At 77.2% G+C, this 22997-nt stretch carries 17 protein-coding genes; 7 read left to right on the top strand and 10 right to left on the bottom strand.

Annotated elements, in window-relative coordinates; translation table 11 throughout:
* The first annotated feature begins 10 nt into the window (after positions 1-10).
* Entirely contained in the window at positions 11-1609 is a 1599-nt protein-coding gene (locus Ae505Ps2_RS24365) for a xanthine dehydrogenase family protein molybdopterin-binding subunit (protein ID WP_084786419.1), read from the top strand.
* A 197-nt stretch (positions 1610-1806) separates the two neighbouring features.
* The gene (locus Ae505Ps2_RS24370) at positions 1807-3249 is read left to right on the top strand and encodes an alkaline phosphatase D family protein (RefSeq protein WP_075306823.1); all 1443 of its coding nucleotides are present in this window, start codon (positions 1807-1809) and stop codon (positions 3247-3249) included.
* 14 nt (positions 3250-3263) lie between these two features.
* Here Ae505Ps2_RS24370 and Ae505Ps2_RS24375 read toward each other — a convergent pair whose 3' ends face one another.
* Both Ae505Ps2_RS24375 and Ae505Ps2_RS24380 read right to left on the bottom strand, forming a co-directional pair.
* A complete protein-coding gene (locus Ae505Ps2_RS24375) occupies positions 3264-4430 on the bottom strand; it encodes an acyl-CoA dehydrogenase family protein (protein WP_075306825.1) in 1167 nt (388 codons plus the stop codon).
* The gene (locus Ae505Ps2_RS24380; RefSeq protein ID WP_075306827.1) at positions 4423-5634 is read right to left on the bottom strand and encodes an acyl-CoA dehydrogenase family protein; all 1212 of its coding nucleotides are present in this window, start codon (positions 5632-5634) and stop codon (positions 4423-4425) included. The genes Ae505Ps2_RS24375 and Ae505Ps2_RS24380 overlap by 8 nt, the downstream gene beginning before the upstream one ends.
* A 150-nt stretch (positions 5635-5784) precedes the next feature.
* On the opposite strand from Ae505Ps2_RS24380, the gene Ae505Ps2_RS32130 reads away from it, so the two are divergent.
* Together Ae505Ps2_RS32130 and Ae505Ps2_RS24385 are read left to right on the top strand one after the other, a co-directional pair.
* The gene (locus tag Ae505Ps2_RS32130; protein WP_020622758.1) at positions 5785-5931 is read left to right on the top strand and encodes a hypothetical protein; all 147 of its coding nucleotides are present in this window, start codon (positions 5785-5787) and stop codon (positions 5929-5931) included.
* Between the two features lie 16 nt (positions 5932-5947).
* Positions 5948-8620, top strand: coding sequence for an ATP-dependent helicase C-terminal domain-containing protein (locus Ae505Ps2_RS24385; protein ID WP_075311908.1), 2673 nt, complete (start codon positions 5948-5950; stop codon positions 8618-8620).
* Positions 8621-8851: 231 nt separating this feature from the next.
* Here Ae505Ps2_RS24385 and Ae505Ps2_RS24390 read toward each other — a convergent pair whose 3' ends face one another.
* Together Ae505Ps2_RS24390 and Ae505Ps2_RS24395 are read right to left on the bottom strand one after the other, a co-directional pair.
* A complete protein-coding gene (locus tag Ae505Ps2_RS24390; RefSeq protein ID WP_233147570.1) occupies positions 8852-9547 on the bottom strand; it encodes a class F sortase in 696 nt (231 codons plus the stop codon).
* A gap of 228 nt (positions 9548-9775) precedes the next feature.
* Entirely contained in the window at positions 9776-10156 is a 381-nt protein-coding gene (locus Ae505Ps2_RS24395) for an excalibur calcium-binding domain-containing protein (RefSeq protein WP_075306829.1), read from the bottom strand.
* Between the two features lie 135 nt (positions 10157-10291).
* On the opposite strand from Ae505Ps2_RS24395, the gene Ae505Ps2_RS24400 reads away from it, so the two are divergent.
* The gene (locus tag Ae505Ps2_RS24400) at positions 10292-11266 is read left to right on the top strand and encodes a threo-3-hydroxy-L-aspartate ammonia-lyase (RefSeq protein ID WP_170917081.1); all 975 of its coding nucleotides are present in this window, start codon (positions 10292-10294) and stop codon (positions 11264-11266) included.
* 90 nt (positions 11267-11356) lie between these two features.
* Here Ae505Ps2_RS24400 and Ae505Ps2_RS24405 read toward each other — a convergent pair whose 3' ends face one another.
* A complete protein-coding gene (locus Ae505Ps2_RS24405; RefSeq protein WP_043280253.1) occupies positions 11357-12664 on the bottom strand; it encodes an MFS transporter in 1308 nt (435 codons plus the stop codon).
* Between the two features lie 156 nt (positions 12665-12820).
* Between Ae505Ps2_RS24405 and Ae505Ps2_RS24410 the strand changes: the two genes are divergently transcribed.
* Positions 12821-13069, top strand: a complete 249-nt coding sequence (locus Ae505Ps2_RS24410; RefSeq protein WP_075554028.1) for a hypothetical protein — start codon at positions 12821-12823, stop codon at positions 13067-13069.
* Here the strand turns inward: Ae505Ps2_RS24410 and Ae505Ps2_RS24415 are convergent.
* Together Ae505Ps2_RS24415 and Ae505Ps2_RS24420 are read right to left on the bottom strand one after the other, a co-directional pair.
* Positions 13054-14070, bottom strand: a complete 1017-nt coding sequence (locus Ae505Ps2_RS24415) for a zinc-binding dehydrogenase (RefSeq protein ID WP_075306831.1) — start codon at positions 14068-14070, stop codon at positions 13054-13056. The genes Ae505Ps2_RS24410 and Ae505Ps2_RS24415 overlap by 16 nt on opposite strands.
* 39 nt (positions 14071-14109) lie before the next feature.
* The gene (locus Ae505Ps2_RS24420) at positions 14110-14490 is read right to left on the bottom strand and encodes a VOC family protein (RefSeq protein WP_043280256.1); all 381 of its coding nucleotides are present in this window, start codon (positions 14488-14490) and stop codon (positions 14110-14112) included.
* 195 nt (positions 14491-14685) lie between these two features.
* Here Ae505Ps2_RS24420 and Ae505Ps2_RS24425 point away from each other — a divergent pair, with 195 nt between their 5' ends.
* Positions 14686-15108 carry a DUF6319 family protein gene (locus tag Ae505Ps2_RS24425; RefSeq protein ID WP_020625785.1) on the top strand — a complete coding sequence of 141 codons (423 nt, stop codon included), beginning with the start codon at positions 14686-14688 and terminating at the stop codon, positions 15106-15108.
* A gap of 40 nt (positions 15109-15148) precedes the next feature.
* On the opposite strand, the gene Ae505Ps2_RS24430 is transcribed toward Ae505Ps2_RS24425, so the two are convergent.
* Genes Ae505Ps2_RS24430 through Ae505Ps2_RS24440 form a run of 3 tightly spaced genes read right to left on the bottom strand, consistent with a single transcriptional unit; the run spans position 15149 to position 22921 of the window.
* The gene (locus tag Ae505Ps2_RS24430) at positions 15149-17821 is read right to left on the bottom strand and encodes a LuxR family transcriptional regulator (protein ID WP_170917082.1); all 2673 of its coding nucleotides are present in this window, start codon (positions 17819-17821) and stop codon (positions 15149-15151) included.
* Positions 17814-20087 carry an ATP-binding protein gene (locus Ae505Ps2_RS24435; RefSeq protein ID WP_075554029.1) on the bottom strand — a complete coding sequence of 758 codons (2274 nt, stop codon included), beginning with the start codon at positions 20085-20087 and terminating at the stop codon, positions 17814-17816. Before Ae505Ps2_RS24435 ends, Ae505Ps2_RS24430 begins: the two co-directional genes overlap by 8 nt.
* Positions 20084-22921, bottom strand: a complete 2838-nt coding sequence (locus Ae505Ps2_RS24440; RefSeq protein WP_075554030.1) for a LuxR family transcriptional regulator — start codon at positions 22919-22921, stop codon at positions 20084-20086. Before Ae505Ps2_RS24440 ends, Ae505Ps2_RS24435 begins: the two co-directional genes overlap by 4 nt.
* Positions 22922-22997: the final 76 nt, after the last annotated feature.

Below are 22997 nucleotides of genomic sequence, written 5' to 3' on the forward strand. Positions count from 1 at the left end.
CTCACCGTCTATTCCGGCAGCCAGATCCCCCCCGCTCTACGCGGCCACCGTCGCGGCCCGCGTCGGGGCCACCCCGGACCGGGTGCGGGTGATCAGCACCTTCGTCGGCGGCGGCTTCGGCGCCCGGGTGCCCGCCTGGAGCGAGGCCGCGCTCGCCGCGGTGGCCGCCCGGGAGCTCGGCCGCCCCGTCCGGCTCACCCTCACCCGGGAACAGAGCATGATCCTGACCGGGCACCGACCGGCGCTGACCCAACGGGTCCGGCTCGGCGCCGACCGCGACGGCACGCTCACCGCGGTCTCGCACCAGAGCGCCGCCGAGATGCCCGCGGTCGGTGGCTGGCCCCTGACCCCGGCGACCGAGACGACCGGCGTCCTGTACCGCACCCGCAACCTCGCGATCGACCAGCGGCTGGTCCCGATGGACACCCCGGCCACCTGGGCGATGCGCGGCCCGAACGAGGCGCCGGGCGCGTTCGCGCTCGAGACCGCGATGGACGAGCTCGCCGTCACCCTGGGCATGGACCCGATCGAGCTGCGACTGCGCAACGAGGCCACGACCGTCCCCGCCACCGGACAGACCTGGACGAGCAGGCGCCTCGCCGACTGCTACCGCGCCGGGGCCGAGCGGTTCGGGTGGGCCGGCCGCAACCGGGTCCCCGGCACCCGGGTCGAGGGCGACTGGCTGATCGGCACCGGGATGGCCAGCGCGGTCTACCCCGCCCACGCGGACCCGGGGGCGGTACGGATGCAGCTGCGCGACACCGGGCAGGTGGTGGTGTCGGCCTCGACCCCCGACCTCGGCACCGGGACCTACACCATGGTCTCGATCGTCGCCTCCGACGCGCTCGGCGTACCGATCGACCGCGTCGTCGCCGAGCTGGGCGACTCGAGCCTGCCCCTCGGTGCGCCCGCCGTCGGCTCCCGCGCCGCCGGCATCCTCGCCCCGGCGATCCGGTCGGCCGCACGGGCACTGATCACGACGCTCACCGACCTCGCCGTGCGGACCGCGGGGTCACCGTTCGAAGGACGCGACCCGGCCGGCCTGGCGTACCGGCAGGGCCGCATCGAGGGTGGCGCCGACTCCGCCTCGTTCGCCGAACTGCTCGAGGTCGCCCACCGGCCCGCGGTCGAGGCCATGACACCGCCGCCACCGGCCCCGCCCGACTCGAACCTGGCCGCGCACGGCTTCGGCGCGCACTTCTGCGAGGTCCGGGTCCATCGCCACACCGGCGAGCCCCGCATCAACCGGTTCACCAGCGTCTTCGACGTCGGCCGCGTGCTCAGCGCCCGCACGGCGCGCAGCCAGCTCGTCGGCGGCATCGTCTTCGGCATCGGCGGCGCGCTCCTGGAGACCAACCCCATCGAGGAGAACGGACGCTTCGCCGCCGGCAACCTCGGCGACTACCTGGTCGCCGTCAACGCCGACATCCCGCCGATCGACGTGACCTGGCTCGACTACACCGACACCGCCTTCAGCCCGGCGGGCGCCCGCGGGCTCGGCGAGCTCGGCACCGTGGGCAGCGCCGCCGCCGTCGCGAACGCGGTCTTCGACGCCACCGGCATCCGGGTACGCGACCTGCCGGTCACCCTCGACGCACTGATCAGGTGACGTCGTGCGGGGCCCGTCGGCGCGGGCGCATCGCGGGCCCGGACGTGCATCGGGCCGGTTCTGTCCGAGTCCCCGTGCCCGGACACGCGCTGTGATTCACTCGTCCGGCGAGACCGGCCCCGGCGCGTGCACCCCGCCGTCCGGTCCGCCGGGGCGGAGCATGGACGGCTCCGCCGGACCCGCGCTCAGGAGGACATGTGACCGCACTGCCACGCCGCAGCGTGCTGCTCGGCACCCTCGGGGCCGCGGCCGCCGGTCTGGTGCCGGCCACACCCGGTGGCGAGCCCGCCGCCGTGCCCCGCTGGTTCGCCGGCGCGCTGCGACAGGCGACGACGCCGGACCCGTTCACCCTCGGCGTCGCCTCGGGCGACCCGTCGCCCGACGGCATGGTGCTGTGGACCCGCCTCGCCCCCGAGCCCGACGCCGAGGACGGCCGCGGCGGCATGCCCGACCGGGCGGTCGAGGTCGAGTGGGAGGTCGCCGAGGACGAGCGCTTCGCCCGGGTCGTGGCACGCGGCACCGAGACCGCCACCCCCGAGCTCGCGCACAGCGTGCACGCCGAGCCCGCGGGGCTCGCCCCGGGACGCGAGTACTTCTACCGGTTCCGCACCGGCGGACACCTCTCCCCCGCCGCGCGCACCCGGACCGCGCCCGCCGCAGGTGCCGCGGCGGCGTCGCTGACGATCGCGACGGCGTCGTGCGCGAAGTTCGGGGCGGGCCACTTCACCGCCTACCGCGGGCTGGCCGCCGACGCCCCCGACCTCGTCCTGCACCTGGGTGACTACTTCTACGAGACCGACCGGGGCGAGGTCCGCGACCCGGGGCCGCCGGAGCCGACGACCCTCGCCGGGTACCGCCGTACCCACGCCCACCAGCGCTCCGACGAGGACCTGCGCGCCGCGCACGCCGTCGCCCCGTGGGTGGTCGTGTGGGACGACCACGAGGTCGTCAACGACTGGGAGGGCGCGACGACCGACCGGCGCCGGGCCGCGGCCCAGGCCTACTACGAGCACATGCCGCTGCGTCGGGCCTCGGTGCCCGACGGCCCGGACATCCAGCTCTACCGGCGGCTGTCCTGGGGCTCGCTCGCCACCTTCCACGTCCTGGACACCCGCCAGTACCGGATGCGCGGCTCGATGCTCGGCGCCGACCAGGAACGCTGGCTGCTGCGGGGCCTGCGGGACTCCGCGGCCGGCTGGGACGTGCTGGCCCAGCAGGTGTTCTTCGCCCCGCGCCGGGGCGGCAAGTCCGGCACCTGGGGGGAGTTCACCGGCTCCCGGGAACGGGTGGTCCGCGGCTGGACCGAGGCGGGCGTGCGCAACGCCGTCGTCCTCACCGGGGACGAGCACGTGCACCACGCCAACGACATCCCCGGCGACGACGACAGCGTCGCCGGCACCGAGCTGGTCACCACCTCGGTGACCTCCGGCGGCGACGGCGACGGCGACGCGAAGTCCGGTGGCAGCGGCAGCTCGGTGTGGTCGCTCGACCGGCGCGGCTACGTGCTGGCGACCTTCACCCCCGCGCAGATGCGTGCGGACTTCCGCACCGTGTCCCGGGTCAGCGAGCCCACCGCCACGGTGCGCACGGCGGCGTCGTTCGTGGTGCCGGACCGGGAGCCGGGTCTGAACAAGGTCTGACCCGGCCCCGGCGTTCAGCCGGTCGCCACCCGGGGCTCGCGGACGTCGTCGCCGAGGGTGTCGAGCACCAGCGCGGCGATGCGCTCGCGGTGGGCCTCGGCGGACCCGAGCAGGGCCGCGTCGGCGACGGCGCGCTTGTAGTACAGGTGCGCGACGTGCTCCCAGGTGAACCCGATCCCGCCGTGCAGCTGCACCGCGTCCGCGGCCACCCGGTACGCCGTCTCCGAACAGGTGGCCTGCGCGATCGACACCGCGAGGTCGGCCTCGTCGATGCGCGGGTCGTCGACCGCCCAGGCCGCGTGCAGCGCCGCGGTCCGGGCCTGCTCGACGGCGACGAGCATGTCCGCGCACCGGTGCTTGACCGCCTGGAACGACCCGATGGGCCTGCCGAACTGCAGCCGTTCCTTCGCGTAGGCGACGGTCAGGTCGAGCAGCCGGCGGGCGATGCCCGCCTGTTCGGCGGCGAGCAGCGCCCCGGCGGTGCGGAAGGCGTGGCGCAGTGCGCCGTCGGCGTCCGCGCCGGTGGCGAGCACGGTGCCGGTCGCGCCGTCGAGGACGACCCCGGCGACCGGGCGGGTCACGTCGAACGAGCCGCGCCGCTCCACCCGCACCCCGTCGGCGCTCGCGTCGACGACGGCCAGCACCGGGCCGTCGACCCCCGCTGCCGCGACGACCAGCACGTCCGCGGCGCCCGCGTCCGGGACGTGGGAGACCGTGCCGGTGAGCCGGTCGCCGTCGGCGGTGACTCCGGCCGCGGACGCGCCGTCGTAGGGCGCGGTGAGCACGGCGACCAGGGCCGCGGTGCGCGAGCCGTCGGCCAGTGCTGCGAGCAGCGCGTCGCGCTCGGCGCCGGTCGGGGCCGCGACCAGCGCCGGGACCGCGAGCGCGACGGTGCCCAGCAGCGGTCCGGTCACCAGTGCCGCACCGAGCTCCTCGGCCGCGACGGCCTGGTCCACACAGGTCCCGCCGGCGCCGCCGAGGGCCTCGGGGACGGCCAGCGACAGCGCGCCGAGCTCGGTGCCCAGGCGGCTCCAGAGTGCCCGGTCGAACCCGTCGGCGGTGTCGACGAGCCGGCGCAGGGTGGCTTCGTCGTGCTGGCGCTCGGCGAAGCGGTGCAGTGCCGCGCGCAGCTCGCGCTGCTCGTCGGTGACGTCGAACTCGCGGAGTTCCTGCTCAGCCACGGGGGACCTCCTTCCAGGGGCGGTCGGAGTCCGACCGGGGCTCGCCGGGCAGGCCGAGGACGCGCTCGCCGAGGATGTTGCGCATGACCTCCGAGGTGCCGCCCTCGATGGTGTTCGCGCGCGAGCGCAGGAAGCGCTGCTGCACCGTGGAGTTCGGGTCGGTGTGCACCCGGCTGCGGTCCATCGACCAGTCGTCGTAGAGCAGCGCGTCCGGACCGAGCAGGTCCATGCAGAACTCGTAGACGTCCTGGTTCAGCTCGGCGCCGACCAGCTTGGACACCGAGCCCTCCGGGCCGGGCTGCCCGGCGCTCGCGGTGCGTCGCGCGCGGGCGAGGGTGAGGCGGTGGGTCTCGGCGCGGGTCCACAGGGCCGCGAGCCGGTCGCGCAGCACCGGGGTGTGCCGGTCGGGGTGGGCCCGCCACAGGCCGAGCGCCTCGCCGATGACGCCGCTGCCGCGCCGCCCGGTGACCCCGCCGATGGCGGTGCGCTCGTTCATCAGGGTGGTGATCGCGACCTTCCAGCCGGCGCCGACCTCCCCGAGCCGGTGCGCGTCGAGGACGCGGGCGTCGGACAGGTGGACCTCGTTGAACTCGGCCTGCCCGGTCATCTGGCGCAGCGGGCGCACGTCGACGCCCGGCTGGGCCATGTCGATCACGAAGTAGGTCAGTCCGCGGTGCTTGGGCTGCTCGGGATCGGTGCGGGCGACGAGCATCCCCCACCGCGCGACGTGGGCCAGGGTCGTCCAGACCTTCTGCCCGTTGACGACCCACTCGTCGCCGTCGCGGACCGCGGAGGTGGCCAGACCCGCGACGTCGGAGCCGGCGCCGGGCTCGCTGAACAGCTGGCACCAGATCTCCTCGCCGGTGGCCATCGGCCGGAGCCATGCCGCGACCTGCTCGCGGTCCGCGCCGTACTCGACGACGGTCGGCGCGCCCATGCCGTAGCCGATCGGGTTGACCGCGAACATCCGCTCGCCGCCGGCGTCGGTGACGATCTGGTCGACCACCGGCTGCAGCCCGCGGGACAGACCGAGCCCGCCGAGCCCCTCGGGGTGGTGCACCCAGGCGAGGCCGGCGTCGTAGAGGGCGCCGAACAGCTCCTCGCGTGGCACCGACCGCGGGTCGTGGGCCTCGACCACCTCCCGGGCGGCCTGTGCCACGCGGGCCGCGTCGGATGCCGGTCGGGTCGTGGTGGGCGAGCTCATCGCACCTCCGGGGAGCTGGGCCTGACATCGTCGTCGATGTCGATCCCGACGGTAGCCGTCATCAGTTTCGGGGACCACGGTTAACGATTCGTGGTCCGGGTGCGACATCAGGTTCGTCCGTATGACGCAGCCCGAGCCCCAGGAGCAACGATGCCCGCCACCGCCGCCACCCACCGTCCCGCGGCCCCGGTGCTCGACCGGACCGTGCTGCCTGGCTGGGCGCTGCTGCTGATCACCACCGGGCTCGCCGCCGCGGTCGTCGTGATCATGGTGCTGTCCTACAGCGGGCTGGCCTGACCCATACTCGGGGGTGATGTCCCCACTCCCCGACCTGCCGGTCCGCGTCGTCCTCGACGACCTGCGCGCGGCGCTGGACGACCGCGGCGGCGCCGTGCTCGTCGCCCCGCCCGGCACCGGCAAGACCACCCTCGTGCCGCTCGCGCTGGCCGGGCTCGACGGGTTCGCCCCGGCGCCGGAGGGCACGGTGCTGGTCGCCGAGCCGCGCCGGGTCGCCGCCCGCGCCGCCGCGGCCCGGATGTCGTCGCTGCTGGGGACCGAGGTCGGCGGGCCGGTCGGCTACCGCGTCCGCGGCGACGCCCGCACCGGGCCCGGCACCCGGATCGAGGTCGTCACCTCCGGGCTGCTGCTGCGCCGCCTCGCCGGGGACCCGGAGCTGGCCGGGGTGTCCACCGTCGTCCTCGACGAGGTGCACGAACGCCACCTCGACGCGGACCTGCTGCTCACCCTGCTGCTCGACGCCCGCGACGGGCTCCGTCCCGACCTGCGGCTGCTGGCCACCTCCGCGACCCTCGACGCGGCCCGCCCGGCCGTACTGCTGGGCGACGACGACCGGCCCGCGCCGGTGCTGGAGGTCGCCGCACGCAGCCACGACGTCGCGGTCACCCACGTCCCGCCCGCCCGGGCCGGCCGCGGCGGGACCGAGCGGATCGAGAGCACCGTGGCCCGGACGTGCGTGCGGGCACTCGAGCACGGCAGCGTGCTGGCGTTCCTGCCGGGCGTCGCGGAGATCGGGCGGACCGCGTCGGCGCTGCGCGAGCTCGGACCCGACGCCGACGTCCTCGCGCTGCACGGCAGGCTGCCCGCCGCCGAGCAGGACGCGGCGCTGCGCGACGGGCCACGGCGGCGGATCGTGCTCGCCACCGCCGTCGCCGAGTCCAGCCTGACCGTGCCCGGGGTGCGGGCCGTCGTCGACTCCGGGCTGGTCCGGGTCCCGCACACCGACCACCGGCGCGGGTTGTCCGGCCTCGTGACCCGCCGGGTCTCGCGCGCGGTCGCGACCCAGCGCGCGGGCCGCGCCGGGCGGGAGGCACCCGGCGTCGCCTACCGCTGCTGGCCCGAGGGCGAAGTGCTCGCCGACGCCCCGGACCCCGAGATCCGCACCGCCGACCTCACCGCGCTCGCGCTGGACCTCGCCGTGTGGGGCACCCCCGACGGCAGCGGTCTGCGCTGGTGGGACGCCCCGCCGGCTGGTCCGCTGGCCGCCGGACGCGGGGTGCTGACCGCGCTCGGCGCGATCGGCCCCGACGGCGCGGTCACCGACCGGGGACGACGGATCTCCGCGCTGGGCCTGCACCCGCGCCTCGCCAGGGCGCTGCTCGACGGCGTCGCCGCCGGAGGGGACCCGCGGGAGGTCGCCGGGATCGTCGCGGTCCTCGACGACGACACCCTCGCCGGCCCCGCCGACGACCTGACCGCCGCGCTGGCCCGGCTGCGCTCCGGCGACGCCCCCGGCGCCGGGCGGTGGCGCGGGGACCGGGACCGCCTGACCGGCGCACTGCACCGCGCCCGCGCTGCCACACCCGCGGCCTCCTCGTCCCCCGCGGCTGCCGCGTCGCCGGCCACGGGGTCTCCGGGCACCGGGTCGCCGGGCACGGGGTCGCCGGGCACGGGGTCGCCGAGTACCGGGGCCCGCTCCGGCGCTGCCGCCGGGACACCGGCGCGGGCCCGGGGACGGACCGTTCGCGCCGAGGGGGCTGCGGGCGCCGAGCTCGTCGCGCTGGTCACCGGGCTCGCCCACCCGGAACGGCTCGCCCGGCGCCGCGACACCGCGGCCGGGGTGTTCCTGATGGCCGGTGGCACCGCCGTCGAGGTCCCGCCCGGTCCCCTGCGCGACGCCGAGTGGCTCGCCGTGGCCGTCGCCGACCGGAGACCCGGGCAGACCCACGGCCGGGTCCGCCTCGCCGCGGCCACCGATGCCCCGACCGCGCTGCGGGCCGCCGCACCACTGCGGGTCACCGGCTCGGAGGTCGTCTGGAGCGACGGCGACGTCCGCGCCCGCACCGTCGACCGGCTCGGCGCGATCGTGCTGTCGGAGAAGCCCGACCGCTCCCCCGACCCGGGTGCCGTCCGCGACGCGCTCGTCGCCGGGCTGCGCGCCGAGGGCACCGGTCTGCTGCGCTGGACGGCGGGCGCGGTGTCGCTGCGCGAGCGGCTGGGCTTCCTGCACCGGGTGCTGGGCGCACCGTGGCCGGACGTGTCCGAGGAGGCGCTCCTCGACTCCGCCGCCGATCCCGCCGGGTGGCTGGCGGGTCCGCTCGCCACCGCCCGGCGACGCTCGGACCTGGCACGGGTCGACGCCGGGCCCGCGCTGCGCCGGTACGTCGCCGCGGCCGTGGGCGGGCTCGCCGGGCGGATCGACGAGCTGGCCCCGGAGCGGCTCACCGTCCCCACCGGGTCCCGGATCGCGCTGGACTACTCCGGGGCGGCCCCGGCGCTGCCGGTGAAGGTGCAGGAGGTGTTCGGGTGGACCGGCTCCCCCGCCGTCGCCGACGGGCGGGTGCCGGTGGTGCTGCACCTGCTCTCCCCCGCCGGGCGCCCGACCGCGGTCACCGCGGACCTGGACTCGTTCTGGGACAACGCCTACCCGCAGGTCCGGGCCGAGCTCCGCGGGCGCTACCCGAAGCACGCCTGGCCGGAGGACCCGCGCACCGCGACACCGGGACGGGGCACCGGGCGCCGCAGGTGAGCGCGGCGCCCCGGTTCCGGCCGTCCCTGCCCCGGCCGTCCCTGCCCCGGCCGTCCCTGCCCCGGGGCGGCCCTGCCGTCGAGATGCAGCTCAGCGGGAGTTGTCGATCTCCGCAGCCCGCTGAGCTGCATCTCGACGAGCGAGGGGCGACGGACCGCGACGGCGCGGCGGGCCCGGGTCCCACTCGGCGGGGCGCGGAGCGCGGACGGGGGGCGCGGACGGCCGGGCCGCTCAGCGGACCTGGTCGGCGAACACCACGACGTTGTCGAGGTAGCTGCGGGCCGACCGGTCGAACACCCCACCGCAGGTGATCAGGCGCAGGCCCGCGTGGTCCAGGTCGCCGTAGACCTCGGCGGTCGGGAACTCCGCCTTGGGGAAGCGCCCGACCCGGCGCACCGCGAACACCACCGACGTCCCGTCGGCGCGGTCGACGCGGATCTCGTCGCCGGGCTCCAGGGTGTCCAGGTCGGCGAAGGCTCCGGGGAGCCCCTTCCAGTCGACGTGCGCGGTGAGCACGGCGGGCCCGACCTCACCGGGGGTCGGCGCGCCGGTGTACCAGCCGACGGTGCCCGCGTCCGCGGGGACCTCCATCGACCGGTCCGCGGTCAGCCCCATCGGCCGGGGCACGGTGTCGAGCCCGAGCCGGTCGACCCGGAGCCGGACCGGCTCCGAGCGCACCAGCGGCGCGGGCCCCGGCGGCAGCAACGCGCCCGGTGCGGGCCCCGGAGCGGTCACCGGGACCGACGCGACGGCCGTCGCCCCGGGCTCGGGTGCGCCCGCGGGGTCGGCGAGCAGCAGCGTGGCGGTGAGGACACCGAGCGGCGCCAGCACCCGTGTCACCCGGCGCAGCGCACCGGCCCGGCGCCGCGCCCATCGCCGCCGGTCCGGGCTCCCGCGCCGCACCGTCCCGGCCCGGTCACCGGCCACCGGCCCATGTCCAGACCAGTCCGCGGCCACCGGCCCATGTCCGGACCGGTCTGCGGCCGCCGTTCTGCCTCCGGACCGGTCCCCGGCCACCGATCCGCCTCCGGACCGGTCCCCGGCCACCGATCCGCCTCCGGACCGGTCCCCGGCCACGGCGCCGTGCCCGGCCCGCGCACCGGACGGTGCGGCGGGGCCGGGCACCGGGAGGGCGGAGCCGGGCACGTGCCGGGATCAGCCGCGGCGACCGACGGCGACGCGGCGCACCGCGACCGCGCCGATACCACCGGCGGCGACGGCACCGAGCGCCAGCGGCAGCACGTCGGCCGGGCCGCCACCGGCCTCGACGCCACCGACCGGCGTCGCGGTGACCTGGGTGGAGTCGTCGGACGCGGCCGTGGCGGTGGACGCGACGCCGTAGTCGTAGTCCTCGCAGGCCACGCCGTTGTCGTTCGCGTCGAGGTTCTCGGGGTCGCCCGGGGTCAGGGCCGCCTGGGCGTCGGCCTGGCTCGCGAAGTCCTTGCAGTTTCGGTCCTGGGCGAAGGCGGTGCCGGCGAGCGGGAGGGCGGCCACGGTCGCGAGGAGCGCGGCGGCGGACAGGGAACGGAGGCGCATCGGGGGTGTCCTTCCGGGGGACGTGGGGGGAGCCACGCAGGTAGCAGCGATCCGGACGTGTCGGTCGTTACACCCGAACGGGAATGAACCCGAACGGGCTTGAACCTGCTCCGCCGGGCGGCGGAAGGTGGTCCGGTGATTGCTCTCCCCACCCCCGACGACGTCGGTGCCGCCGCGGCGATCCTGCGCGGGCACGCCCACCACACCCCCGTCCTGACCTCCCGGCTCACCGACGCCGAGCTCGGCGCGCAGCTGCTCGTGAAGGCGGAGAACCTGCAGCGCACCGGGAGCTTCAAGTTCCGCGGGGCGTTCCACACGCTGTCCCGGCTGACGGCGGCCGAGCGGCGAGCCGGGGTGGTCGCGTTCTCCTCGGGCAACCACGCCCAGGCCGTCGCGCTGGCCGCGCAGCTGCTGGAGGTGCCCGCGACCATCGTGATGCCGCACGACGCCCCCGCCACGAAGCTCGCCGCCACCCGCGGCTACGGCGCCGAGGTGATCGGCTACGACCGCTGGACCGAGGACCGCGACGCCATCGCGACCGCGCTGTCCGAGGAGCGCGGGCTCACCCTCGTCCCGCCCTACGACCACCCGAACGTCATCGCCGGTCAGGGCACCGCGGTGCTCGAGCTGCTGACCGACCACGGTCCGCTCGACGCGCTGTTCGTCTGCCTCGGCGGGGGCGGGCTGCTGTCCGGGTCCCTGCTCGCGGCCCAGGCCCTGTCCCCCGACGCCCGGGTGTACGGCGTCGAGCCCGAGGCCGGCGACGACGGCCTGCAGTCCCTGCGCGCCGGGCACGTCGTGCGCATCCCGCAGCCCCGCACCCTCGCCGACGGCGCCGCCACCACCCACCTCGGCGACCACACGTTCCCGGTGATCTCGCGGCTCGTCACCGACATCGTGACGGTGCCCGACGCCGCCCTGGTCGAGTCGATGGCGCTGTTCGCGTCGCGCTACAAGGTGCTCGTCGAGCCGACCGGGGCGCTGGCGTTCGCGGGAGTCCGGGCCGCCGTCGCCGCGGACCCGCAGCGGTGGGCGGGGGCGCGGATCGGCGTCACGATCTCCGGCGGCAACGTCGACCTGGACCGCTTCGCCGCCCTCGTCACCGGCTGAGCCACCGGCCGGGCGCACCCACCGCGGCGCACCCACCGCGGCGGCCCCCGTCCGGACGGTCCGGGCGGGGGCCGCTCGGGCGGATCCTGCTCAGCGCCGGTCGTGCTGCAGCGCGTCCTCGGCGATCACGGCCTCGGTCGGCAGCCCGGGCACCTCCCGGACCGCGGCCTCGGCGTCGGCCCGCTCGTGCGACGGGCCGGGCTGCTCGGCCTCGGCGTCGGCGGCGTCGAGATCGCGGCGGATCGTCGCCAGCAGCACCACGCCCACCAGCACGACGACCGCGGCGATCAGGAACGGCACCGAGGCACCGACGGCCGCGGCCATCAGACCCGCGGCGAACGGGGCGAGGCCGCCGCCGATGAACCGGACGAACCCGTAGGTGGCCGACGCGGTCGGGCGGGGCACCGGCGAGATCGACATGACCGCCGTCGTGACCAGGGTGTTGTTGACACCGACCACGATGCCGGACAGGACCACCGCGACGATCACCACGGCGGGCACGGTGTCGAACAGCCCGATCGCCGCGAGCAGGACCGCGATGCCGACGAGCGCGCCGTAGAGGGTGCGCGCGGTGCCGAAGCGGTCCTTGAGCCAGGGCGCGCCGAACACCGCGAAGACCGCGACGAGCAGGCCCCAGCCGAAGAACACCGCGCCGAGCGAGATCGGGTCGAGCCCGCCCATCAGGAACGGTGCGTAGCCGAGCAGGGTGAAGAAGCCCCAGTTGTAGAGCAGCCCGACCCCGCTGGTCGTGGCGAGCGCGCGGTGGCGCAGCGCGGTCAGCGGCTCGGAGAACGTCGCCTTGCGGGTCGGGACCGGCGTCGGCTCCAGCAGCACGACGGTCGCGACGAGCGCGATCAGCATCAGCACCGAGACACCGAAGAACGGGCCCCGCCAGGACACGGTGCCGAGCAGCCCGCCGAGCAACGGACCCGTGGCGATGCCGACGCCGAGCGCGGTCTCGTAGAGCACGATCGCGCCGGCGAACCCGCCCGAGGCCGAGCCGACGATCACCGCGAGCGAGGTCGCGATGAACAGCGCGTTGCCCAGGCCCCAGCCGGCGCGGAAGCCGACGATGCCCCAGATCCCCGACGACGCCCCGGCCAGCGCGGCGAACACCACGATCAGCGCCAGGCCGGTGATGAGGGTCTTCTTCGCACCGATCCGGGACGACACCCAGCCGGTCACCAGCATCGCGATCGCCGTGACGACGAGGTAGCTGGTGAACAGCAGCTCGACCTCGGCGTGCGAGGCGTTCAGCTGCCCGGACAGCGACGGCAGGATCGGGTCGACCAGCCCGATCCCCATGAACGAGATGACACAGGCGAAGGCCACCGCCCAGACGGCCTTGGGCTGACGGAACGGGCTGGGGGCGTGCTCCGCACCGGATGTTCGGGACATGTCATCGCCTTTCCCCGGGAACGGACCCCGGAGAGATCATGGACGTTTCGGACCTGTTGAACATTGCATCACGCAACCCATCTCATGAGCAATGCGAACGACCGTGACCGTGCCCATGTCCCGCTACGGTCGGGGTCCCGACGTCGAGGAGGCTCCGTGCCGCACATCGCCGCCGAGGCCGACCGCCTCGCCCGGCAGGCCGCGTTCCTGGGCGCGCTCGCCGCGATCGGCGCCCTGCTGCTGGCCGTGCTCGGCTGGGCCGGTGGGGCGGTCGCGATGTGGATGGGCGTCGCGGCCCGCCGGCGCGGGGCGGGGCGCACCGCCGTCGTCGCGATCACCCTCGGCGCACTCGGCCTGGTCGCCGGCCTCGGGAACGCCCTGCTGGGCTCCTACGTGTTCCGCTGACCGGTCCGCAGGACCGGCTTGCCGGGGGCACGGTCCGGTGACTCCAGGTGCTCGTGCGCGGCGGCAACGGCCGCGACGCCGTCGTCGAGGTCGAAGACCCGCTCGACCAGCGGGACGAGCGTGCCCGCGGCCAGCCCGGCGCGGGCGAACGCCTCGGCGCGGGCCAGCGTCTCCGCGTCACCGGTGACCTCGCGGACGTGGAAGCGGCGCAGCCAGACCGGCGCGTACCCGGCCGCGGGCAGCGGTGTCGGCTCCCCGGACAGCCCGCCGTGCACGATCACCGCACCGCCCGGCGCGCAGGCCCGCACCAGCCGCGCGACGCCCGGGCCGCCCTCGGCGTCGAGGACCAGGTCGGCGCCTCCGCCCAGCGCCGCCCGCAGGTCGTCGGGGCCGGGCGTACCGGCCAGCACCTCCGCGGCACCGGCGGCACGCAGGACATCGGCGTGCCGGTCGTCGGACACGACGGCGACGGCGTGCACCCCGAGGTGCCGCGCGACCTGCAGCGCCGCGGCCCCGACGCTGTTCGCCGCGGCCGTGACGACGAGCCGGTCGCCCTTCCGCAGCCGGGTGGCGTGGCGGGTCATGCCCCACACGGTCAGCAGCGGCATCCACAGGGCGGCGGCGCCGTCGTCGTCGAGACCGGGTGGGCGGGCCAGCAGCGACCGGACCGGCACGACGGCCTCGTCGGCGTAGACCGGGTGCTCGTTCTGCGACGACGCCGGGATCACGCACACCTCGTCGCCGGGTGCCCAACCCGTCACCCCCGGGCCGGTGTCGAGCACGGTGCCCGAGCACTCGCTCCCCAGTCCCGCGGGGAGCACCGGGGCGTCGAGGTAGGTGCCGCGGCGGAAGTTCACCTCGGAGCGGTTGAGCCCGACCACGTGCACCCGGATCCGCACCTCCCCCGGGCCCGGGTCGCGCAGCGGCAGGTGCTCGATCCGCAGCACCTCCGGGCCGCCCGTGGCGTGGAAGCGGACGGTGCGCACGAGCCGTGACGTCACAGCGGTCCAGATTAGGGCCGGCCGGAGGCGTGCGACGGCTCAGAGCTCGTTGCTGATCTCGACCAGGTTCCCGTCGGGGTCCCGCAGGTAGACGCTGAGCAGCGGGCCCCGTGCCCCGGTCCGCTCGACCGGCCCCTCCTCGACGGCGACGCCGGCCTCGGCCAGCTCACGCCGGACCTGCTCGATCGGGTCGAGGGTGATCAGGCACAGGTCGGCGCTGCCCGGGGTGGGCCGGTCGGCCTTCGGCTCGAACTCGTGCCCCGCCCGGTGCAGGTTGATCTTGCTGGGGCCGAAGGCGAGTGCGCGGCGCCCACCGCCGAACTCGACGGCCTCCATGCCGAGCACGCGGGTGTAGAAGGCGACGGTGGCGTCGACGTCGGCGACGGTCAGCACGAGGTGGTCGAGGTGGTCGATGCGCATGCTCACGATGTTGGCAGCCGGGCCGCACGCACGCGGGACCTCCTGTGGGTGACCTCCGCCGCACCGGACCGTCACCGAAGGCCGGACGTCGACACCCACACGGACCAATCCGGCGGGTCGCTACCGGCGAACGGGCGTTCGTGAATCACCCTTGTAGCTGGCCGTGCAGCCGAGTGGAGAGGGACGAGGACGCACGTGGACGACGAGCTGACGACCGGCGGGGAGACCCCGTCCGCGGGCACCGCAGACACCGCGGACCCCACGGGGGCCGCGGGGGCCGCGGGGGCCGCGACGCCCGAGCCGCCGAAGCGGAGGCGGGGGCGGCCACCGGGCTCGACGGCCCGCACCACCCGGGTCGTGACCATGACCCTGACCGTCAGCGGTTCCGCCGACGGCGACTGGCAGGCGGAGCTGAAGCAGGGCAGCACCTGGGTGGCGCGGGGGCTGCCGGTGACCGCGTCGGCGGTGTCCGCGGCCGCCGCGGCGCTGCACGCCGACCTGTCCGGTCCGGTCGACGAGCTCATCGAGGGGGCCCGGTCGGCGAAGGCCGCGCGGGTCGCGGAGCTGGAGGCGGAGCTGGAGCGGGCCCGCAAGGACCTGGCCGCGCTGGAGCAGTGACCGCGACGGGTGAGGGCGGCCGGGCAGGCGGCCGCCGGGATCACCCGCGGGGCCGCAGCTCCGCCCGGCCGCTGATGCCCAGCCGGCGGTAGGCGCTGGTCAGCCGCTTCTCCACGGCGCGGCGGCTGAGGCCGAGGCGCGCGGCGATCTGCTGGTTCCCGTCGCCTGCTGCGGCGAGCTCGACGACGCGCAGCTCGGCGGCGGTGAGCCGGTCGGCCCCTGCGACGCCGGACCCGGCCGTGCCCGCCGGATCCGCGGTCCGTGCGCGGGTGGACGCGGCCGGATCCGGGCGGGTCTGCTCGGCGGGGAGCACCGGCGGGGGCGGCACCGGAGCGACGGGCGAGAGCCCCGTACCCGGTCGGTCGTGCCCGGCGGAATCGTCGGTGCCGGTCCCGAGGACCCGGTCGCGGAGCCGTCGTGCCCGCTGCACGGGCCCGGGAGCGCCCCAGGCCAGCGCCCGCTCCAGCTCCTCGTCCAGCAGGCGGAGAGCCGCGGCCCGGTCGCCGCGACCGGCGAGCAGCTCCGCGGCCCAGCCGCGCCACGGGAACAGAGCGGGGTTGCACCATCCGAGATGGTCCAGGTGCCGTCCGGCGTCCCACACGCATTCCAGGGCGAGCGCGGGGGCGTCCTCGGCGAGCGCGGCCGTGGCCCGGACGAGTCGGCGTCGGATGTGGGCGGCGAGTCCGGCCCGGTCCGGGTCCCGGTCGTCGAGCCGGGCCCCGGCGGACGCGGCGGTGCAGGCCAGGGCGATGGTGAACGCGACCGGCCGGCCGTCCGGGTACGGACGTGCCGCGGCCGGCTGCTCGGACGGCACACCGCAGGCGAGTCGTACCAGCTCGGCCTCGGCCCGGTCGCGGGGATCGGCACCGGGGCGCTCGGCGAGCCAGACGGTCAGTGCTGCTGCCCGACCGGCCGCGACCAGTGCGGTGATCAGCAGCCCGCGGTGTCCGTCCCCTGCGGCCACTCCGGCCGGGGACCGCAGCTCCTGTGGTGAGGCGACCTTCAGGACCCGGGAGGCGACGTGGGCGACCGCCGCGGCGGACCCGGTACCGGCCTCCGCCGCACCGTGCAGCACCACCGCGAGCAGCTCCCGGCCGGCGGCGGTGCTCAGGAGCGGATCGGCGGAGGCGAGAGCCTCGTCCAGCATGCCCGCGACGGCGTCGGTCCCACCGGGTTCGTCCTCGTCGAGGCGCAGCGAGCGGGTCAGGATGCGCAGCCGCAGCTCGCGGGCGTCGTCGTCGTCGAGTGCCTGCGCGTCGTGCGCCGTGGGCAACCCGGGCGGGGACGCGGCAGCGAGGTCCCGCACGGCGGCACGCAGCGGCTCGGGGGCGTCACGCAGCAGCGCCGGGTCGAGCACAGCGAGGGCGCGTGCCCGGTCGCGCGGGGAGTCGAGCAACCGTACCGCCTGGCCCACGTGACGGACCGCGGTCGACGACTCCTCGGTGTACTCGGCGGCGGCGAGCTCGACGAGCAGCGCACCCCGGTCCCGGCCGGTCGAGTCGTCGTCGAGCAGGGCACGGCGGAGGTAGCGGACCGCGCGCGACGAGCCGGGGTCGAGGGTGGCCGCCCTGTGGGCGGCGGCCCGCAGGATCTCGATCCCCCACCGCTGCAGGGGCGCGGCGACGGCGAGCAGGTGGGCGGCGATCTCCTCCGAGCCGTGGCCCAGCTCCAGACGGAGCCGGGCGGCGCGCAGGTGCAGGTCCTCCCACCCGTCCGGGTCGGCGGCAACCTCCCCGAGCAGCGGGTGCAGGACCCGCGGCGGATCCCCCACCAGCAGCCCGTCCCCCACGAGCCGGGCGACGGCGGCAGCCCGGTCCACCGGGTCGAGCCCGGACAGCCGGTCGGCCGGCGAGCCCGGTCCGGCACCGTCGAGGACCGCGACGGCCTGCAGGTACGTCCGGGCCGGGTCGGGGAGCAGACGAGCCGCCCGACGCAGCCGCTCGCGCAGTGCGGAGGGCCGGGCGGCACGGACCGCCGCGACGGCGTCGTCGTCCGGGCGGAGGCCGCGGACCTCGTCGAGCACGGCGTGCAGGACCGACGGGACCCCGTGGCAGACGTCGCCGACCGCGTCGAGGAAGGCCGAGGTGGCGCCGGGGCCACACCGCTCGCGCACCAGGGCGGTCGTCGCCGGCACGTCCAGGGGGTGCAGGTGGACCGATCCGCAGACGGCGAGGAGAGCACGCAGCAGGGCCCCGTCGTCGGCAGGACCACCGGTCGTGGCCTGCCCGGCCAGTACCGTCCCGACGAGGGCGATCGGCTGCCCGGCGGACCGGTCCGCGAGCCGGGTCAACCAGCGCAGCGACGCCGGATCCGACCACTGCAGGTCGTCGACCAGCACGGCCAGCGGCACCCGGCCGGCCAGCGCCTCGACGAACCGCCACAGCGTCCGGTCGCGGGCCCCGGCTCCGTACTCCACGGCCGGGTCGCGGCCCGGGAGCAGCCCGGTCGGTGGCGCGGCGAGGTGCCAGCCCCGGGCGCCGAGCAACAGCGGGTCGACGAGCTGGTGGGTCACCCCGTGGTCGAAACCGGTCTCGGCCGGTGCCGCCGTGGCACGCAGCACCTGCATCCCCCGGGCGGCCGCCGCTGCGGCGGCGTCGTCGAGCACGGTGGTGCGGCCGGAGCCGACACCGCCCCGGACCACGACGGCGCCGCCTCGGCCCTGCACCGCGCCGGCCAGGAGTCGCTCGACCGCGGCGTCCACGGCGTCACGCATCGGAACGGGGAGTGCCGGCGGGGTGGGGCACGGGAGCTCGGTCGGTGTGTCGGCAGGCGGCGGCGACCGGGGCGGGCGTCCCCCAGCGGCGTGCCAGCCGCAGCTCATCGGCCAGGAGCCGGTCGGCGCCGTCGTGGTCACCGCGCGCCGCCAGGACCCGGGCCGCGCCGGAGCGCCACGGTGCCAGGACCGGGTTGACCCGGCCCCGGTCGAGCAGCAGCCGGCCACAGGCGAGGTACTCGGCCAGTGCACCGGGCGGGTCACCGCAGCGGTGCCGGGCGAGCCCGGCGGCGTACCGCAGCAACGCGGACCCGGGCCGGTCGATGTCGGGCTCGGCCGGTCGGGCCAGCACGGCCAGGGCGGCGTCCGGGCTGTCGTCGGCGAGGTTCAGCAGGACGGCGGCCGCCGCGACGAGGGGGGCCCCGTCCGCTTCGGGTGACGACCAGGCGCTGTCGAGGTCGCGCCGAGCGGCGTCGCGCCGGCCCGCGGACAGCTGCATCAGGCTCGACACGGCCCAGACCGCGGCGGGGACCCGGCCGCGGCGGGTCAGGCCGAGCAGCAGGTGCCCGGTCGCGTCGAGGGCCTCCGACCGGTGCCCGGCCGCGGCGAGGGTGGCCGCCGCCAGGACACGCGGGGTCACCGCGACGGCGTCCCCGCCGGTCGCGGCGAGCGCCGCACGGGCGAGCGCGACGGCACGGTCCCGCGCCTGGGCGCGCAGCGTGAGGCTCCACGCGGCCACCCCGTCCGGGACCGCCGTCGCCCCGGACGCCGGGGCCTCCTCGCCGAGCGCGGGCGTGAGGTCGTAGCCGAGCTCGTCGGCCATCCGGGCCGGCACGAGGACGGCGGGCCGGTTGCCCCCGGGGGCCGCCGACCGGCGGACGGCGGCGACCACGTTGCGCACCGCCCGCACCTCACCGCGGCACAGCAGCGTGTCGACCACGACCGGGTCGAGGTCCACGGGCCCACCGGGAAGGACCGGCACGACCGCGCAACGGGCCAGCAGCCGCGCGGCCGTCGCGGGATCGGTGCGCTCGCGGGCGCGGACGAGCTCCTGGGTCAGGTCCGCGCGGGTCCGGGGTGGGACCGGTTCGCCCAGGGCTCGTTCGACGAGCCCGGCCGCCTCCGCCGCACGCCCGGCGGCCCGCCGCCGCCGCGCGACCGCCAGCAGCAGCTCGCCCAGCGGGGGGTGCTGCAGTGTCGGCGCGGAGCGGGCGATGCGGGCGACGGCGTCGTCGGGCAGGCCGCAGCGTATGGCGAGCTCGATCGCCTCGAGGAACAGCGCGCGCCGCTCCGGTGCGCCGATCCGTGCGAGGACCTCCTCGACGACGACCCGGCCGTCCGGCACCAGCCGGGCACCGGTGACCAGGCCGGTGGCGCGCAGCCGGTCCCGGACCCGGCCGGCGGTGCCCGGTCCCGGCCCGCCGAGGCGGGCCGAGACCGGTTCGAGCTCACCCCCGCAGACGGCGAGCGCCAGCAGCGGGGCCGACAAGTCGGCGGGCAGCCTGTCGAGCACCGAGCCGACCTGCTCCCGGCGGGCATCGACGGCCGCGCGGCACAGCGCCTCGGCGGTCGCGGCTCTGCTGCCGAGCCTGGCCAGCGCGGCGTCCAGCACCGCGGGGTTGCCGCCGGTGGCGCGCCGGGCCAGCACGGTGGTGCGCCGGTCGGGGGCGACGCCGGCCGCGACCAGGACCGCGCGGACGCCGCCCAGGGTGAGCGGCGCGGTGCGCACCAGCAGGTCGCCGGGGCCGGCGGGAGGCACGTCCCATCCGGACGGGTCCTGTGCCCCGTCGAGCACGACGAGTCCGGCGATCGGGGCGGAGTGCCTGCGCCGCAGCAGCATCTGCAGCCACACCCGGCTCCGGGGGTCCGCCCGCAGGAGGTCGTCCACCACGACGAGCACCGGGCGCGACGCCGCGGCGGCGAGCACGACCCGGCACCGGTCGTGCAGGACCGCGGCGCTCAGGTGGGCAGCTGCGGACCCGGCCGGCCCGGCGCCCGGCAGGTCGTCGACGAGGTCGGCCACGAGATCGGCGACGAGGTCGGCCGCAGCCCCCGGCTCCCGGCCCGCCGCGGGCGGCAGCGCACGGGCGCGCAGCACCCGCACCCCGCGGTCCACGGCCCGTTCTGCGGTGCGCCGCGCCAGCAGCGAACGGCCGGTGCCGGGGAGGCCGGTCACGACGCAGAGGGGAGCCTCGCCCCGGGCGGCACGTTCGACGAAGCCGTCCAGCGCGGCCAGCGCCGCGGAGCGCTCGACCGGTTCCGTCATCCGGTGGCGCTTCCCGACACCGGTGCGATGCCCTCGCCCGCGGTGGCCGCACAGACCAGGGCGGTGAGCGCGGAGCGGTCCGCGACGCCGAGCTTGCGGTAGGCGCCCGTGAGGTGCACCTCGACCGTGCGCAGGGTCACGAACAGGGCCTCGGCGATCTCCCGGTTGCGCAGGCCCTGGGCGGCGAGGCGGACCACACGGTGCTCGGCGGCCGTCAGCGAGTCGAGCGGGGATCCGCGGGGGCGGCGCATCCGCCCGCCGGCGGCGACGAGCAGGTCGCGGGCGGTCCCGGCCTCGTGGACCGCGCCGCAGCGCGCAGCGAGCTGGGCGGCGGTGCGCAGCTGGCTCCGGGCGGCCCGTACCCGGCCCTGGCGCAGCAGCTCCGTCCCGAGGCGGCGACGGGCACGAGCCTGGTCGAGCCGGGCGGGGCTGCGTTCCAGGGCGTCCACGGCCTCGGCCAGCAGCGGGTGGGCGCGAGCAGGGTCCGCCGCGGCGGCCGCGAGCAGGGCGAGGCCCGCCCCACGCGGGGTGCCCCAGCGGTCCGCGAGCTCCGCGCCGTGCTCGGCGGCAGCGGCGGCCTCCCGGTGCCGGCCCAGGTCACCCAGCAGCATCGCGGCCTCCGCCCACCACGGCGCGAACACCGGGTTGGCGATGCCCGCCTCGGCCAGGCTGCGGCCGCAGCGCTCGTAGGTCCGCAGCGCCCCCTCGGTGTCGCCGGCGACGGCGCGCGCCCCGGCCCGGCCCATCAGCAGGTCGTGGTACTCCCACGCGAAGTCCTCGGTGCGCGGGCGGGAGATGCCGTCGAGCAGCTCCTCCGCACCGGCCGGGTCGCCCCGGTGGACCCGGACGCTCGCCAGCGCGATCGTGGGGACGACGGCGTTGTCCGACCAGGTCTCCCGGCTGGTGATCTCCAGCGCGGCCAGCGCGTCGAGCTCGGCCTCCAGCAGGTCGCCGGTCGCGAGCCGGTTCGTCGACCGGGCCCCGGTCACCAAGGCGTAGGTCCACGCCGACGCGCGGTCGCGGGCAGCCACCACGAGCCGGTCGAGCACGGCGTCGGACTCCGCCGTCTCGTCGCCGAGGCGCAGGACCAGCGACGACGCCAGCGCCGCCCAGCCACCCAGCCCGCCGTCGTCGCCGAGCAGGACCCGGCGGGCCCCGTCGACGGCGGCGACGGCCGGGCCACCCTGCATCGCCGTGGCGACGGTCATCATGGCCAGCTTCTGGCGTTCGGCGGGCGTGCGTCCCTCCGGGACCGACATGGCGCGCATCCGCGCCATGGTCGGGGCGACCGTCCGCTTCTCGTCGAGCCCCACCACGAGCAGCGCGGCCTCGAGGTGCGTGCGGAGCTCGGCCGCGGCCGGCGTGGTGTCACCGTCGAGCTCGGTGAGGACCCGTTCCAGGAGCTCCACGCCCTCGGGGGCACGCTGCACGGCCAGGGCGGTCATCGCGAAGGCGGCCGCCGCCCGTGCCCGCCCGGCCATGTCGTGCGCGACGTCCAGTGCGTGCTGCAGGTGGTCCAGCGCGCGGTCCGGGTCCCGCTGGCCGATCGTGGCGGCCAGCCGCAGCCGGACCTCGACGTCGTCGGGCCGGGCCCGGACCACCAGGTCGAGGAGGCGGGCCTCGGTGCCGGGCGCGCCGCGCCGGGCGGCGGAGTCGGCGGCCTCGGCGAACACGTCGACCATCCACGGCTCGGGCGGCGCCGGGAGCGGTTCGAGGATGCCGGCGACGAGCTCGGCGGGGCTCCCGGCGTCCGAGAGCACCCGTCCGGCGCGCCGACGCAGCGTGTCGAGCTCCCCCGGGCCCGCGCAGCGACGCAGGACCGCGCCCCGGAGCCGGTCGTGCCGGAACGCCGCCCGCCCCGGCAGGGTCAGCCCGCACGCGGCCAGCGCCGCGAGCGACTCCCGGACCGTGGCGGTCGGGACCCGGGCGACGGCGGCGAGGAGATCCTCCCCGGCCTCGCCGACGACGGCGAGCGCGACCGCCGTGGGCGCCGCGCCACCGAGCCGGACCTGGTGCTCCACCAGGTCGTCCACGACCTCCTCTGAGGCCTCGGCGGGGAGCACGATCTCGCCGCCGCCGTCCGGGACGAGCTGCTCGACGAGCAGCGGGTTGCCGCCGGAGACCCGGACCAGGGTGTCCAGGCGGGACTCCTCGGGCGGCGCACCGGCGCGCAGGGCGGCCAGCCGTCGGACGTCGTCGCGGTCCAGCGGGGCCAGCGTGCGCACCGCGTCGCCGGCCGCCGCGGCGATCCCGGCCAGCCGCTCGCCCGGACCACCGCCGGGGCCGGGCCGCGCGGCCAGGACCACTCCCAGCGGCAGCCCGGACAGACGCCGGAGCAGGAAGCCCAGGAACGCGAGCGACTCGTCGTCGGACCACTGCAGGTCGTCGACGACCAGGAGCAGCGGACCGTCGCCGGTCAGGTCGACGGTCAGCCAGTACAGGGCGTGCAGGGCCCCGTGCAGCTCGGGAACCGCCCCGACCGCACTGCCGCCGTCCGTGCGGTCGGTCCCGGGGTCGGCGAGAGCGGCCCGCGCCCAACGTGCCCCGCCGGGAAGGGTGGCCGCCCTGGCGGCGGCGTCGGGGCCGAGCAGTTCCCGGACCACGCCGAACCCGGACTCGGCGCGGCCACGCGTCGCCGCGGCGCGCAGTACCCGCACCGGGCCGGAGGTCGCCTCGCACAGCTCGGTGAGCAGTGCGGTCTTGCCCAGACCCGGGGCGCCGAGCAGCAGCCGGGCCGCCCCGGAACCGTCGGCCGCGGCGGCGGAGGCACCGCGGAGCCAGGACGCCTCACGGTCACGGCCGACCAGCGGCGTGGGACCGGGGCGTTCCCTCATCCAGGTGCTCCTGTCTCGCTCAGCGTGACCTCGGGAATGGTAATCGATCTCCGTCACGGCGGCCGTCGAGCGCGGT

This window comes from Pseudonocardia sp. Ae505_Ps2 (genome assembly GCF_001932425.1).
Taxonomy (GTDB): Bacteria; Actinomycetota; Actinomycetes; order Mycobacteriales; family Pseudonocardiaceae; genus Pseudonocardia.